Consider the following 14,076-nt stretch of genomic DNA (forward strand, 5'->3'; position numbering starts at 1 on the left):
ACATTACCTTTAACGTTGCTATGACTTTAAAGCAGAAAGATCTTGTCTTTACCATAACATCTTATGTTAATATTAATTGAAATATCAATCTGTTGTCCCAAAGACACCGATGAGGAAGAAACCGATGAGTCACAAGAGCATCCTTGTTCACCTAGCCAATGACGATGAACACCAGACACGACTGGATGTCGCCCTACGCCTTGCCAAACAAAACAACGCTCATATATCGGCCCTCTTTATCACGACACCAATCGGTATGCCTGTAGAGGTTTATGGTCGCGGGGCGTCGGTTCAATACCTTCTGGATGCGACAAAATCAGCAGAGAACAGAGCTGATGAGCTGGAAAAAGAGTTTAAAGATATCTGTCATCGTGAAAACATTTCTCATAACTGGATCGTCGAAGAAGGCGACCACATCAGCCTTTTGGCTGACCATGCTCATGCTGCAGATATTATCATTGTTAGCCAACCAACATTTGAGCACTTCGAAGATCGTTTTAGAACGCGCCTTGTCGAAGAGGTCACCCTTCTCAGTGGCTTGCCTTGCCTTATGATTCCTCGGGGGTTTGACGCTTCAAAAGATATTGGTAAGCGTATGATGATCGCATGGAAAGGAACCAGAGAAGCTCTTCGTGCTGTGCGTGATAACTTAAGTGAGTTAAAAAAGGCCGAAAAGGTTTTCCTTTTGACAATTCAACCAGAAACAGAGGACGCCTTGTCTCTAAGCGAAGTTAGAAACTACCTCAAGCGACACAATATAGAGGCAGAAACTGTTAAGATTGCCCAAACAGAAAACTCTATCGGACAAACCATTCAAGATGCCGCATTGGCGCAATCTTGTGACGTTATTGTTTGTGGAGCTTATGGACATAGCCGCCTTCGGGAAATGCTTCTTGGTGGTGTCACAAAGCACCTGGTTAAAGAAGCAAAAATCCCTGTCATCATGTCTCATTAAAAACGCAACTAGGCGATTTCCAAAGGTTTCCTGGTATCAATCAGACATAAAAATTCGCAGAAAATGAGTATCTGACTATTTTTTCAGATACTTATTTAAAGCGCCCGTTACCGTGTCAGCAATTTGATTGTGTAGATTTTCACGTCCAACCTTTACATCAGATACACAAATTTCATCCCCTGCCCCCTCTTCTTTTAAGATAAAGGCACCCTTTGGCTTACAAACACTGAATGCACTAAAATGAGTGGCGTTTTCTATTCTTGTATAGCTTGAGTTTGGTATCTTTCTCGCAAGGCCAGATGCATTAAGGGCCCTTGGGATGGTTTCTTCTGATCCTAAATTTATAATGCGAACAGGAACAGTTATCTCTTCCAAACCTTGCTCAGAAAAGCTCGTCGTTAGTTCTGGATCAATAATAACAGCAGCTTGAATACGTTTATCCAAGTGTTTTTTGCCCAGCCCAGTTAAATCGATTGCGCGCAAATTCACATCAAACTTTTCAAACCACTTACAATCCATTCCCTCCTCAATTTCATCACATGATTGAACAAATCTATCCTTATCAATACGCGCACCAACAAGAGATAATACAGATGTCCCCCCCAGAAAGAAGCCTACTGCACCTATTCTTTGGCGATCAATCCGCGTACGCCAGTCAGGATTTTTTTCAATCTCGGTCAGAACGGTTGAAATATCGTTGGGACGTTTCCATAACTCTTGATTTGCAATTAATGCATCATCATACCCAAGAGCAGGCGCTTTTACATCAACAACGATAAACCCGTTTTTGACAAGTTTAGAAGCAAGCCAAGAGCTCTGGTTCGGTGCAGACCTCATCCCACCATGTGAGAGAAGCACAACAGGAAAAGTTCCTGAAATAATAGAAGCATTTTCTTGTGCTACAGTTCCTTCGAATACTGCATTTTGACCAACAGAAACAACTTCGCCACTTTCTCTTGCCGGGTACCACATCATCACCTTTAACGGTACCGTCCGTCCCGGAGATTCAATCGCTAACTCTTTGATCCCAACAACGGTTTCATCTGCCTTTGCCGCAAAACTCAAAAAAAATGACGAAACAGAAAAATAAACCAATATAACGAAAGAAATACGCAGCAACTTGAACCTCCATCAGAGCTTCTCAAAAAAAGAATCGTGGGTTTACCTTACCCAATTATTTCAAAAACACCGGGGTGAACCTTAATAGGCGCGGGAAAACCTTTGCCCAGGACCTTCATTCCATCAGAGTTTAATCCATCCTGGTTTTTATAGCCCTTGTTGACAACGGCATCATAAGCTTCTTTATCTTCCCAAACGACGATATTGATATAATTAATTTTATCATTTTGAACCGACGCCCGATAAAAAGTCGAGGAAACAAAACCTGGCTGCTTTTTAAAATAATCTATATACAGTTCACGTGTCTCAATTGCGATTTCCTCGTACCCTCCGGGTACTTCAATACAATTTATTGCACTGATTTGCGACATTACTGGATTAGCTTTCTTTTTTGAAATTCTTCCATTCGAAATAAGCCTTTATAAAGAAGGCAATAGCTCATCATATTAAATATTTTAGTTCAATAAAAGTTACCATTTTCATATAGATCCGACTGACGTAAAAAGCGCCCCAAAAAGGAGCGCTTTTTACAAAATCTACCTTAATTTCAAACTAGATAAAGAAGATAAAGGTCAGCACGACAAAGCACGGGATAAGAATTGCCCCAGACCATAACATGTACCCAAAGAAACTTGGCATTGGGACACCACTTTCTTCTGCGATGGACCGAACCATAAAGTTAGGTGCATTCCCGACATAGGTATTAGCCCCCATGAACACTGCCCCCGCTGAAATTGCCAGCAACGTATTTGAAAGCTCTCCGGTAAGTGTTGCAACATCACTCCCTGTCGTATTAAAAAACACGAGATAGGTCGGTGCGTTATCAAGGAAGCTTGAAAGAATACCTGTGGCCCAAAAATACATATAGTTTACAGGCTGTCCATCAGATGTACTGACAGATTCAACAATCATTCCCAAAGCACCAGAAGTACCGGCCTTCAAGATCGCAATTGCCGGTATAATGGTAATGAAAATACCAATAAACAATTTGCCGACTTCAAGAATTGGAAACCAATTAAACCCATTTTCTTTCCGGCTCTGATCGTTGGTAAGCCGAAGGGATAGATATGCCAAAAACAGCAGTATCGCATCGCGAACGAGGTTCTGGATCTCAACATGTACATGATAGATATTAAAAGAAATGCCCGGCTTCCATACGCCCGACATCAAAACAGCCGCCACAACACCGACTAAAAGCAAGAGGTTGATTTTACCATCCAGGGCAAAAGAAGCCTCATCAGCAGGCTCTACCGTTGCTGGATCAACGATGATAGGGCCTTCTTTGCTGTATAAAAAACTATCAAGCGCAAAATACACCAATAGAAGTACGATAGATAAGAATAACATCGGCAAGAACATATGCACTGTCGGCCAAAAGAAATCTACGCCCTTGAGAAACCCCAAAAAGAGAGGCGGATCGCCCAGAGGCGTCAAAGAGCCACCAATATTTGCAACAAGGAAAATAAAGAACACAACAGTGTGCGTTTTATGCTTTCGATGCTCCATCGCCCGAATTAAAGGGCGGATCAAAAGCATCGCCGCCCCCGTGGTGCCCATAAAACTGGCCAAGGTCGTCCCTATTAACAAGATAATGGTATTGAGTGCTGGTGTTCCCGTTAATTTTCCACGGACCCGGACACCACCCGCCACTGTAAACAAGCTAAATAACAAGATAATGAATGGAAAATATTCCAATAACCCAACGTGAAGAGTTTCATAGAGTGCGAGTTCGTAGCCAAAGAAAATAGTAAAAGGTACTAAGAAACAAACAGCCCAAAACCCGGATACTTTTCCAAAATTCTTATGCCAAAAACGTGGTGCGATTAACGGGAAAATCGCAATGGAAAGTAGCATACAAGCAAAAGGAACTACCCAAATCAGGCCAAGATCTTTTCCTTCAAGATGGGGTGCCCCAACACTTGCGGCAACAGATATACTGGGAATTATACCCACAAGAATCATTACGAAGCCAGATACGACGGCTCTGCTGAACCAAGGTTTAATTCCCATATTATCCCTTACCTGTGTTTATCTCGTTTACTAACGTAGAACCCGATATTTTATATTTTGTCTTATATTTACCAGCGTATTGAATTTTACAGTGTCCATTTTTTTAAAGACATTACACTATAAAAACAAGGTTTTGGTGTTACTTTAATTTGTACTCTGGATAAACAAATCAAGGGATTATCTCATTTTTTATTTTGTTAAAGAGAATGCACCTATAGCTCCTCAATTGATTTGTGATTACCTACCTATGAAGCAGAAATTCACGACATGCAGTCATTGATTGATAAAAAGTTGTTGCGGCGATCCTCTGTCATATGATTAATCCTGTAAATTAATCATATGTATGAAGGCAACATAATGACAAAACCAACAACCCTACCTGACATTCAAAAACGTCTGGAAGTATTGAGCCAAGAACTGATAACCCTTATTCAGCAATACCGACTAGATGCACAAGACCCACTGGATGTAATTCCCGTTGCACGACAAAAGGTATCAAAGAAAGAAGATTACATCCGGTTTCTGGAACTATCCTTGGAAGGCCGTCTTCTTGGGGAGGCAGCTCAACATCTTGAAACATCATCAGAAAAAACATAAATGGCACAAAAAACAAATAACGCTAACACCATTACTCACAACTATAGGAAATGATTCCTCTTTAAAACATTCTTTTATTAGCAATTTATTAAAACAAGAAAGATAAAAATATTAACACGTGACTGATTTATTGATATATTAAATTAACAGTCACTCATAAATACACCCTGCTATTAACTATATGCCGAATTATATTTTATTTTAATAGCATGTTATTCGACACTCACAGGCGAACACTTTGAATCAAGAGGGCGGTAAAGTATAAATTATTATCGCAACCATCAAGGGTAAGCATGAGAAATAAAAAAACACTTCCAAAAAGAATTACTGGTGTCCCCAACGCTGTTGATGTCCACGTTGGTCAAAGGTTACGGTTACGGCGTACCTTACTTGGCTTAAGCCAAGAAAAACTAGGCGAAGCACTTGGCCTGACATTTCAACAGATTCAAAAGTATGAACGCGGAACCAACCGTATCGGCGCAAGTCGGTTGTATGACTTAGCCCGAGTTCTAGATATTGATATCGGTTACTTCTTTGATGAAATGACAGATGAAGTATCCCATCGCTCCCCAGGTCAGATAAGAGGCATGGAAGCAGAAGGCGAAGAGCTCCCCTTTCAAAAGGATCCGATGGCCAGACGAGAAACCCTAGAATTGGTCAGGGCATATTACAAAATCGAAGAAAAAACGGTTAGGAAGCGCTTGTTAGACATGGCAAAAACACTTGGAAAAGTGGCAAGCGACCCATCTGAATCTGAAGATTAGCTCATGGGTTTATCCATCTACACTAGCCTCGGTAACATTATCAAGTACGGTCGATTAATATTCATATAACCTTATCAATAAAGCCTCTCAAGATGCCATTTTGGTGGTTTTATCAGATACAGAAAATTGCAACATCTAGTAATTTTTTGAAAGATTTTAGTAAGTTTTCGTTGCTAGAATTCTCACATGTATATTGACACGTACTTTTCATCTTTTGTCGACTTTCCCGGCAATTCTGCACCATACATTGGGACTTTTCGTCCTGATCTTGTTGCACTTTCAGTCGCCATAGCCATATTTGGCGGATGGGCGGGAATGATGTGTTTGGCGCGCGCCGAAAAACTTGTCATAAATAACGAAGGAACCGGGGCGCTTTGGAAAGTAGCTGGTGCGCTAGCCTTTGGCGGTGCAATCTGGGGCATGCATTTCATAGGGATGTTGGCTTTTTCACTTCCTTGCGGGATCACTTATGATTTCCTGACGACGTCCATTTCGATTATTCCAGCAATTCTTGCCAGTTTGACCGCGCTTTTTGTGGTCAGCCAGCAACGTTACAACCTTCATCTCCGTCTAGTGATTGGTGCTGTCTTAATGGGATCGGGCATCGGAACAATGCATTATGTCGGCATGGCAGCAATGCGCATGCCTGCCATTATCTTCTACGATCCACAATATGTGATTTTGTCCGTCATAGCTGCCGTCGTCTTGTCTTATATTTCTCTGGCTGTTGTCGAGTATGGACAACGCCAAACTTCTTATCGCTTCGCACGACAATTAATCGCCGCGACGACACTCGGGCTCGCAGTTGCGTCAATGCACTATATTGCCATGCAAGCAGCGATTTTCTATCCAATCTTAGAGGATATCGGTCCAACGGGCAGACTGGCCGATGTTGTTCTCGCAATCTTTGTTGGTCTTGGCACGTTGGTCCTTGCCGGGGGAGTTGCCACGGCAGCCTTTGCCGCTCGCTTGAAAGAAAGTGTCAAAAATCTGGCCAATGAAGCTCGTCGACGTACGGTGGCGGAAAAAGAGGCACGTGCAGATCAAGCACGATTACAAGCAATTTTCGATACAGCCGTAGAGGCCATTATCGTCATCGACAAACAGGGTACCATTCGCAATTGGAGTGAAGGTGGATATCGTATTTTTGGATATACCGCACAAGAAGCTCTAGGGCAAAATATTGCCATGATAACCAATGGAATCAGCCCCCAAGAACATCAAAAATATATTGAACGGTTCGAAGAATCACGTGAAGCCCGCGTTATTGGTATTGGTCGTGAGGTTTCCGGGTTACATAAAGATAAGACGGTTATCCCTTTGGAGCTGTCCGTTGGCGAAACCAAAATTGACAACGAGGTTTTCTATACAGGTATATTACGAGATATTTCAGTACGTAAAAAAATTGAACGTGAGTTAAGAGAAACAACCCGCGCCAAAGAAGCCAATGAAATGAAATCAAATTTTCTGGCCCATATGAGCCACGAAATGCGAACACCTCTAAATGCCATTCTCGGTTTTTCTGATATTATGCGGGCACAGACATTCGGACCAATTAGCGAAACGTACGTTGGATATTCAGAGGATATTTTTTCATCAGGGAACCATCTTCTTAGTCTTGTAGATTCTCTACTCGAACTGTCAAAAGTAGAACAGAATACTCAAGATTTGGAGCTGACAGATATCACGTTGCCCACGTTAATCTCGGATGCCATCAACATGCTCCAAAAACGTGCCAAGGAAAAGAGCGTAACGCTATCCGTACTGTTGGACAATGATTTACCAGAAACCGTAAATTCAGATCGAGGCAAACTATATCAGGTCCTGATCAATCTTATTACAAATTCGGTACAATACACACCAGCACAAGGTCGGGTCACAATTCGCGCGTGGCCATGTGATGAGCTCATCAAAATTGTTATTGAAGACAACGGGATTGGCATGACCGAAGAAGAAGTTGAGTTCGCAATTAAACCGTTTGGACAGGTCAAAAATGCCTTTACTTCTGACTTGTCAGGAACCGGGCTTGGTTTGCCTATCGTTCACGCATTTGTAGATTTGCTCAGCGGCAAGCTTGAGATCACGAGCAAAAAAGGCGACGGCACAAAAGTGGAAGTTATGCTGCCAATATCTTTAGAAAAGCAGCTTGCTGAAAGGCAAGCCGCCGTTGGATAAATTATCCGCATAGCAAGCTCTCCCCTAAACAATGTACATCCCAGATGAAAGTATCATTAATCTAAAAATCACTGGCAAAGCAGATACTACTGGTCAAAGTGCAACAGTTCTTCTCAAAATTTACTGTGCAATAAATTTACTGCGCAATAACTTGAAAGGCAGTTAACCAACCATAAGAAAGCACGAATAGGAAGAACCCAAAACTACCAAACGCCACCAAGCTGCTTAGTAAAAAATCCAACATTTTTGTTTCATCTTGCATATCAGGCTCCTCAGTTCAAACTCAATAAGAACAATATGTGAACATTTATGCACCAGCACATCAATTTCGTCAAGAACAAAAAGAGAACAAAATATATAAATTTACATCAAAAACATATAAAAGTATTATTTTTCAATAAGCTAAAAGAGATAAAAATATTTAGAAAACTAATCAGGCGTCTCTAGCAAAGGAACATAACGCTGAAGGCTGCAAGGACTAATCTTTAGCAAGGAATTTTCATTCTCACTGACAAGCTTGTCATAGAGGTTTTTGTCCGCATCAAGTTTTTTATTTCTTATTTTTTCACTCAAGCCTTCATCCCATGTCGGAAATGGATTGTGTTCAGGCTCAGCTTCCAAAACTGAAGAGGCAATCCATTCGATACGTTTAATTGCCTTGCGTAAATCTGAAGGTATCGGCGTATTATTTCTCTCATACTCAGAAGCGAGTTGATAAACCTGCTTGCTTAACGCTTCGACATATTTACGCACAGGTACTCTCCGCATTTTCAGAGAATGACCAGCTTTCAGGTGGTGTTAACTCTAATAACATTCGTTCAATTTCCAAAGGGCGAACCACCCCTGTTAATCCCAGTTCCAAATCCTTTTCACCCTCGACAAAGTTTCGATCTCCTTGTTGAGTTGCAATAACAAGCCACCTTATAAGTGACATAACCTCCCAAAAAAGGACGCGAGGTTCATCAACCTCAGATCTCGTCACAGAACTATATCCCTTATAAAAACTCGTTCTGCTTGATATTCCTCCTGCCGGCGTGTCTTCCATTCCATACCGCCAGCATTTTGAACAAAACCATCCGAGATCACTGTAGGGGTCCCCCCACCCTGAAAATTCCCAGTCTAACAATCCTGACAAACCATTCGATGTTGCCAAATAATTGGCAGTTCTGAAATCCCCGTGCGTCATCGTAATGATGGATGGCTCCATATGTTCCAATTGAGACTGGCACCACCGCATCGCCCACTCGGCTGGTAAAGAGATATCATTCCGGCTATCAAAAAAGTCTTGATACGATTTTATTTTCTGGTGGATTACATCCAGATTAGATTGCATAACCGCTGTCTGGCTATCCTTGGGTTGAATAGTATGAATTTTGGCAAGTTCACCCCCCAACTCAAAGCCCAGCTTTTCACCAATGTTAAGTTGACGAATTTGTTCAAAATCTGTTGTACCAGCCAAGTACTCTAAAAGAATAAAAGGCTTTCCTATTATGCTCAAATCCTCACAAAGGCAAAAAGGTTCAGGAACTCTAACGCCAGCCTTCCAAGCCAGAGACAGGAATTCGAACTCTTGCTTTTTAGATAGGCTACCCGGAATTTTTGTCTTAGCATCCGTCCGCAAAACAACGAAAAGCTCTTCGCCCTCAATAGAACGAAGTACCACTTTCCAGTTTTCCTGAATCGCACCTCCGGACATTGTGAACATCTTTTCAATGCGAAGTCCTTGACGACCCAACACCTTACACACAAATTGGGCTAATGCTTCGTTTGCTATTCTATTGCCCAGTGACAAATCCACGCCTTGTCCTTTAATTATCAAGTCAGGGGTCCTATATCTGGGTAACTCATAACAAATAGATCAGCACCAACAAAGTCAGAAACAGACCGAGACTTTTCAAATCACGCAATAAGGCCAATATCACCATGACCAAAACACCTATCGAAATCGATGTATACTCTGACCCTATTTGCCCTTGGTGCTATATTGGTTATAAACGCTTTCAAAAAGCCAAAGAACTCCGTCCGGATTTTGACGTGAAAATTCGCTGGCTATCCTTCCAGTTAAATCCGGATATGCCGTCAGAAGGGATGGATCGCCAAACCTATCTGGATACAAAATTCGGTGGTCGTGCCAACGCAACACAGTTTTACAGTCAAATTGCTGCAGCAGGAAAATCCGAAGGCATCGATTTCAAGTTTGATGACATCCAAAAAACCCCAAACACAGTTGAGGCCCATCGCCTTTCCCTTTTTGCAGCAACTCAAGGAAAACAGGACGAATTAATGGAATGCCTGTTCGAAAGTTATTTCCTTGAGGGAAAAAACATCGGAGAACGAGGTGTACTGATAAAAATCGCCACTGAAGTCGGCCTAGAAGGCGCAGAGGAGTATTTGGACAGTACACAGGGCCACGAAGACGTTTTATACACAGATCAAAACGCACGTAACCTTGGTCTCACAGGCGTTCCCTGTTTCATTGTTAACCGCCAACACATTCTTCCCGGTGCACAAAGCCCAGATACCTTGGCACAAATGCTGGATATCGGGCACCAGCAACTAAGTGAAGACAGTTAAGCGGGCGAATTAAAATTTGGCACCGTAAGGTATATACATCGCCAATCCAGGAGCGAACCAAAGCAGTACAGCTGTGCAAAGCATAATTAAGACAAAAGGCCAAACACCCTGAATAACTTCAGAGAGTTTGGCTTTTCCAACAGCTTGTACGACAAAAAGATTCATTCCCACTGGTGGCGTAATTAAGGCGCATTCGATCATAATCACAAAGAGAACACCAAACCAGATCGGATGAATTCCCATAGGCGCCAATGACTCAAATAAGACTGGCATCATGATAAGCAACATACTCAATGATTCCAGGAACAATCCCATGACCAGTAATACGATACAGATAATCAGAGTAAACAGCCACGGTTCAGAAAAAGCAGTTGCGACAAAGGTCGTAACATCCTGTGGAATTTGATAAATTGTAATCGATTTCCCAAACAAAGCAGCAGCAGCAACAATAAGCAGAACAGTCACCGTTGTTTTCATCGCGGCCATCGCTGCGGTATGAATATCTTCCAGAGTATTCTTTCTTTTTGCCAAAACAATCGCTAGCGACAAGAAGAACCCTACCCCCGCAGCTTCACTTGGGGTAAAAAGCCCCCCATAGATGCCACCAACAACGACAAACGCAATCAAAGCAACCGGAAGCGCGGCGATACTTGCAGAAATACGTTCTTCCTTGGTCGCTTTTTCTGAACGAATATAGTCTTTATTAAACCGAGCAAATCCAAAGCTATAGAGAATAAACATCCCGGCAAGGAAAATACCCGGGCCAATCCCAGCGAGAAAGAGATTTGGGATCGATGCTTCGGTTATGACCCCGTAAATAATCATCGGAATTGATGGGGGAATTAGAATACCAAGCGTGCCACCAGCGGCAACCAAGCCAAGGACAAAGAACTTGGGATACCCTCTCTTGGTCATCTCCACAATGACAACGGTCCCAACCGTTGCTGCCGTTGCAACAGAAGAACCAGAAATAGCTGCAAACAACGCGCAGGTCAGAACCGTCGCAATCGCCAATCCACCGGGCCAATGCCCCACCCAAGACTGCACAGCCCGAAACAGATCAGAACCAATCCCACCCACGAGCAGAATATGAGACATCAAAAGAAAGAGTGGTACGGCCAGAAGCTCAAAGCTATCAACACCAGATATCATAAACTGGCTGACCATAATCATCGGCAAGCCCTTGAGCCATAATAAAATAGCCCCGAGAGAAGCCATGGCAATTGCAACAGGAACGCGCAATAATAACAGGCCAATAAGGGAAAGAAGTATAAGGATGGTTTCCATAATATGGCCCTAGTGCGCTTGATCTAATTCGCTTAAAGTTTCTTCAGTTCCAGTACAGGTTTTATAGAACTCTGATAAGCATTGGAGAAAAAGGAATGTTAATCCTAGAGGGAGCGAAGTTTGAATAATCCACATCGGTATCGCCAGAACAGTGTCTGTTGTGGCAGAGGTTTTGAGTGAATAACCGATATCTTTAAAACTATTCACAGTGGCAACAATACAAAAGATTGCCGTCAACGAAATTGCAAAAAGATCCAAGCCCTTACGTAATAACGTACTCACGTTATCGCCAATAATATCAACGATAATCAAACTTCTTTTTTGCAGGGCAAAGGCAATGCCCAAATAGACACACCAGATTTGGGCAATCTGAGAAAATTCTTCTGACCATTTGGTCGGCATGCCCAGTTTTCTCATTACAACTTCATAAGTGATAAAAAAGCCGATCAAGAAGAAAAGCCACGCCGCAACAACACCTGCTGCGTTTGTAAGCTTATCTATTGCTTTAGAAAAGTGATTAAAGGATTTCATGATATCAAAGACTATTTATTGTCAGATACTTAAAAACGATAGAGAGGGATAAACAACATTATCCCTCTCTTGATAGTAACGTATTCACGCTAGGGTTTAGAGCTTACCTGCGGCCTCGACAATAGCTTTACCTTCTGCACCGGCTCGTTCAACATAAGCATCTACGACAGAAGACGTTGCTTTTTTCCATTCAGCGCGCTGTTCGTCCGTAAGTTCAATAATATTGATTTTATCGGCAAGATATTTGCGTGCTTCAGCTTCCTTGTTTGCAATCGAAGCCCGCAGTTCCTGTTCAACACGTTGACCGGCTTTCGTAATAATAGCCTGTTCTTTTTCAGACAAACCGTTCCAGACATCATTGTTAATAACAACAATGAATTCAATATCAGCGTGGTTTGTAAGGGTAAGGTGATCCATCACCTCATATAACTTTCTGGATTGGGCAGCCGTAATGCCGGTCATACCCGCATCAACTGTACCATTCTGATACGCCAAGAATTGTTTGGAACCAGACATAATAGTTGGCGCAGCATCAAGAGCTTCGATTGTATCTGAAATCGTTGCTCCGAACGACCGGATCTTCTTTCCTTTCGCATCTTCAGGAACGACAATCGGCTTATCCCCTTTTGTCAGAACAATAGCCCCACCAAAGGCTTGATACCACAGTGGTTTCGCACCTGTTTTTTCAATTGCAGGATCAAGGATCTGGCGAATAGAGCTACCCGGTGCAGTCGCGGCCTGTACTTTTTCACTGCTATCAAACAAAAACGGTACATAGAACGCATCAACGGCAGGAACAGTTCCCACAAAGCGTGTTAATGACGCAATGCCCATTTCAATAGCACCTGAAGCAACAGCTTGCGGAACCTCTTTATCCTTGAATAGCTGTGCAGAAGGAAAAACTTCGATTTTTAATTCGCCGTTTGATTCTTTTTCAACTTCTTCCTTAAAGCTGGAAATGTTCTGGCCCAGCGGATGTTTCAACGGAAGTTGTAGCGTTAGTCGAAGCGTCGTTTCCGCATGAGCAGCACCAACAAAAGAAGAGAAGACAGCGCCTGCGATCAGGCCGGATAAAATTTTTTTCATAAGTTTGATCCCAAGTGTTTATTATTTTTTTGATCTTTACGGACTTAGATTAGGTATTCCGCTACCTTTAATGAGGCTTACTGCATAATAGAAAAATTACCTTAAATCAATTGATTTGAAAATGAGACGCAATAATAATACTTCCCATAGGATTTTATTGTTTGATTTTATTAAATTACGAACACTCTAGTACCTTATTATTTTTCTGAGCAGGCTGTTTAGAGAATATCATACAGAAGGGGTTATTCGACAAATGCAGATCGCGATTATATCAGATATCCATGGAAACCTTCTGGCATTAGAAACTGTGCTTAGCGATATTAAGGGCCGTAAACCTGATCTTACCCTTAATCTGGGGGATTGCGTTTCCGGCCCCTTTTGGCCCAAAGAAACCTATGATCTTCTCAAAGAATTAAATTTGCCGACCGTACGTGGCAATCATGATCGGTGGCTCGCGGAACGCAATGCTTCGGAAATCAATCCCGGCTACAATTTCGCCTGTGAAAAATTGTCCGGTTTTGAAAAACAGAAGCTTGGCAACCTCCCTTCCCGACTGCATCTCGATGAAGATATCTTTGCGTTTCATGGCACGCCTGATGACGATACGAAATACCTATTGGAAGATAAAATTGACGGACGTCTGGCCTTAACCCATGGCAAAGACGTGCACAAACGTATCGGCCTGGATCATCAGGCAAGCTTGTATCTTTGTGGGCACAGCCATTTAGCACACGTTGCAATGGGGCCGAATAAAAGCACAATCATAAACCCCGGAAGTGTCGGTTGCCCTAGATACACAGATACGGACAATCCACTTGAAGCCGAAAATGGTATTGCGCTTGCTCACTACGCCATTGCCACAAAAACTAAGCGGCGTTGGTCTGTCGAACTTATCGCTTTGGACTATGATTGGTCAAAAGTTGCTGAACAGGCAGAACGAAACGGTTATCCGGGTTGGGCCAGAGTTTTTGCGTAGCA

15 protein-coding genes are annotated in these 14,076 nt (G+C 42.5%); 6 read left to right on the forward strand and 9 right to left on the reverse strand.

Annotation, left to right across the window (positions count from 1 at the left end):
- Positions 1-124 precede the first annotated feature (124 nt).
- Positions 125-955, forward strand: coding sequence for a universal stress protein (locus tag ACN0W5_RS06235; protein WP_417453315.1), 831 nt, complete (start codon positions 125-127; stop codon positions 953-955).
- A gap of 75 nt (positions 956-1,030) precedes the next feature.
- Here the strand turns inward: ACN0W5_RS06235 and ACN0W5_RS06240 are convergent, their stop codons facing one another.
- The 3 genes from ACN0W5_RS06240 to ACN0W5_RS06250 form a co-directional block, all read right to left on the reverse strand.
- The gene (locus ACN0W5_RS06240; protein WP_417453316.1) at positions 1,031-2,074 is read right to left on the reverse strand and encodes an alpha/beta hydrolase family protein; all 1,044 of its coding nucleotides are present in this window, start codon (positions 2,072-2,074) and stop codon (positions 1,031-1,033) included.
- 47 nt (positions 2,075-2,121) lie between these two features.
- Positions 2,122-2,445 (reverse strand): antibiotic biosynthesis monooxygenase family protein, encoded by a 324-nt coding sequence (locus ACN0W5_RS06245; protein WP_417453317.1) that lies wholly within the window; start codon positions 2,443-2,445, stop codon positions 2,122-2,124.
- A gap of 181 nt (positions 2,446-2,626) precedes the next feature.
- Positions 2,627-4,084 carry a sodium:proton antiporter gene (locus ACN0W5_RS06250; RefSeq protein WP_417453318.1) on the reverse strand — a complete coding sequence of 486 codons (1,458 nt, stop codon included), beginning with the start codon at positions 4,082-4,084 and terminating at the stop codon, positions 2,627-2,629.
- A 357-nt stretch (positions 4,085-4,441) separates the two neighbouring features.
- Here ACN0W5_RS06250 and ACN0W5_RS06255 point away from each other — a divergent pair, with 357 nt between their 5' ends.
- From ACN0W5_RS06255 to ACN0W5_RS06265, 3 genes are all read left to right on the forward strand, one after another.
- Positions 4,442-4,681, forward strand: a complete 240-nt coding sequence (locus tag ACN0W5_RS06255) for a hypothetical protein (protein ID WP_417453319.1) — start codon at positions 4,442-4,444, stop codon at positions 4,679-4,681.
- Positions 4,682-4,974: 293 nt separating this feature from the next.
- The gene (locus ACN0W5_RS06260; RefSeq protein WP_417453320.1) at positions 4,975-5,445 is read left to right on the forward strand and encodes a helix-turn-helix domain-containing protein; all 471 of its coding nucleotides are present in this window, start codon (positions 4,975-4,977) and stop codon (positions 5,443-5,445) included.
- 186 nt (positions 5,446-5,631) lie between these two features.
- Positions 5,632-7,620, forward strand: a complete 1,989-nt coding sequence (locus ACN0W5_RS06265) for an MHYT domain-containing protein (protein WP_417453321.1) — start codon at positions 5,632-5,634, stop codon at positions 7,618-7,620.
- Positions 7,621-7,756: 136 nt separating this feature from the next.
- Here ACN0W5_RS06265 and ACN0W5_RS06270 read toward each other — a convergent pair whose 3' ends face one another.
- The 3 genes from ACN0W5_RS06270 to ACN0W5_RS06280 form a co-directional block, all read right to left on the reverse strand.
- The gene (locus ACN0W5_RS06270; RefSeq protein WP_281174818.1) at positions 7,757-7,882 is read right to left on the reverse strand and encodes a hypothetical protein; all 126 of its coding nucleotides are present in this window, start codon (positions 7,880-7,882) and stop codon (positions 7,757-7,759) included.
- 167 nt (positions 7,883-8,049) lie between these two features.
- Positions 8,050-8,373: a hypothetical protein gene (locus tag ACN0W5_RS06275; RefSeq protein ID WP_417453322.1), complete on the reverse strand. Its 324-nt coding sequence runs from the start codon at positions 8,371-8,373 to the stop codon at positions 8,050-8,052.
- A complete protein-coding gene (locus ACN0W5_RS06280; protein ID WP_417453323.1) occupies positions 8,366-9,418 on the reverse strand; it encodes a phosphotransferase family protein in 1,053 nt (350 codons plus the stop codon). The genes ACN0W5_RS06275 and ACN0W5_RS06280 overlap by 8 nt, the downstream gene beginning before the upstream one ends.
- Before the next feature lie 125 nt (positions 9,419-9,543).
- Between ACN0W5_RS06280 and ACN0W5_RS06285 the strand changes: the two genes are divergently transcribed.
- Positions 9,544-10,194, forward strand: coding sequence for a DsbA family oxidoreductase (locus ACN0W5_RS06285; RefSeq protein WP_417453324.1), 651 nt, complete (start codon positions 9,544-9,546; stop codon positions 10,192-10,194).
- 9 nt (positions 10,195-10,203) lie between these two features.
- Here ACN0W5_RS06285 and ACN0W5_RS06290 read toward each other — a convergent pair whose 3' ends face one another.
- The 3 genes from ACN0W5_RS06290 to dctP all read right to left on the reverse strand — a co-directional run bounded on the left by ACN0W5_RS06290 (position 10,204) and on the right by dctP (position 13,098).
- The gene (locus tag ACN0W5_RS06290; protein WP_417453325.1) at positions 10,204-11,481 is read right to left on the reverse strand and encodes a TRAP transporter large permease; all 1,278 of its coding nucleotides are present in this window, start codon (positions 11,479-11,481) and stop codon (positions 10,204-10,206) included.
- A gap of 9 nt (positions 11,482-11,490) precedes the next feature.
- The gene (locus ACN0W5_RS06295) at positions 11,491-12,012 is read right to left on the reverse strand and encodes a TRAP transporter small permease subunit (RefSeq protein ID WP_417453326.1); all 522 of its coding nucleotides are present in this window, start codon (positions 12,010-12,012) and stop codon (positions 11,491-11,493) included.
- Between the two features lie 96 nt (positions 12,013-12,108).
- Positions 12,109-13,098 (reverse strand): TRAP transporter substrate-binding protein DctP, encoded by a 990-nt coding sequence (gene dctP / locus ACN0W5_RS06300; RefSeq protein ID WP_417453327.1) that lies wholly within the window; start codon positions 13,096-13,098, stop codon positions 12,109-12,111.
- A gap of 253 nt (positions 13,099-13,351) precedes the next feature.
- On the opposite strand from dctP, the gene ACN0W5_RS06305 reads away from it, so the two are divergent.
- Positions 13,352-14,074 (forward strand): metallophosphoesterase family protein, encoded by a 723-nt coding sequence (locus ACN0W5_RS06305; RefSeq protein WP_299377039.1) that lies wholly within the window; start codon positions 13,352-13,354, stop codon positions 14,072-14,074.
- Positions 14,075-14,076: the final 2 nt, after the last annotated feature.

It is taken from the genome of Kiloniella sp. (assembly GCF_048270245.1).
Classification (GTDB): domain Bacteria; phylum Pseudomonadota; class Alphaproteobacteria; order Kiloniellales; family Kiloniellaceae; genus Kiloniella.

Coding starts and splice junctions, on each gene's coding strand:
- ACN0W5_RS06290 (WP_417453325.1), bottom strand. CDS start 11,481: ATGGAAACCATCCTTATACTTCTTTCCCTTATTGGCCTGTTATTATTG.
- ACN0W5_RS06285 (WP_417453324.1), top strand. CDS start 9,544: ATGACCAAAACACCTATCGAAATCGATGTATACTCTGACCCTATTTGC.
- ACN0W5_RS06255 (WP_417453319.1), top strand. CDS start 4,442: ATGACAAAACCAACAACCCTACCTGACATTCAAAAACGTCTGGAAGTA.
- dctP (WP_417453327.1), bottom strand. CDS start 13,098: ATGAAAAAAATTTTATCCGGCCTGATCGCAGGCGCTGTCTTCTCTTCT.
- ACN0W5_RS06235 (WP_417453315.1), top strand. CDS start 125: ATGAGTCACAAGAGCATCCTTGTTCACCTAGCCAATGACGATGAACAC.
- ACN0W5_RS06250 (WP_417453318.1), bottom strand. CDS start 4,084: ATGGGAATTAAACCTTGGTTCAGCAGAGCCGTCGTATCTGGCTTCGTA.
- ACN0W5_RS06265 (WP_417453321.1), top strand. CDS start 5,632: ATGTATATTGACACGTACTTTTCATCTTTTGTCGACTTTCCCGGCAAT.
- ACN0W5_RS06305 (WP_299377039.1), top strand. CDS start 13,352: ATGCAGATCGCGATTATATCAGATATCCATGGAAACCTTCTGGCATTA.
- ACN0W5_RS06295 (WP_417453326.1), bottom strand. CDS start 12,012: ATGAAATCCTTTAATCACTTTTCTAAAGCAATAGATAAGCTTACAAAC.
- ACN0W5_RS06260 (WP_417453320.1), top strand. CDS start 4,975: ATGAGAAATAAAAAAACACTTCCAAAAAGAATTACTGGTGTCCCCAAC.
- ACN0W5_RS06245 (WP_417453317.1), bottom strand. CDS start 2,445: ATGTCGCAAATCAGTGCAATAAATTGTATTGAAGTACCCGGAGGGTAC.
- ACN0W5_RS06270 (WP_281174818.1), bottom strand. CDS start 7,882: ATGCAAGATGAAACAAAAATGTTGGATTTTTTACTAAGCAGCTTGGTG.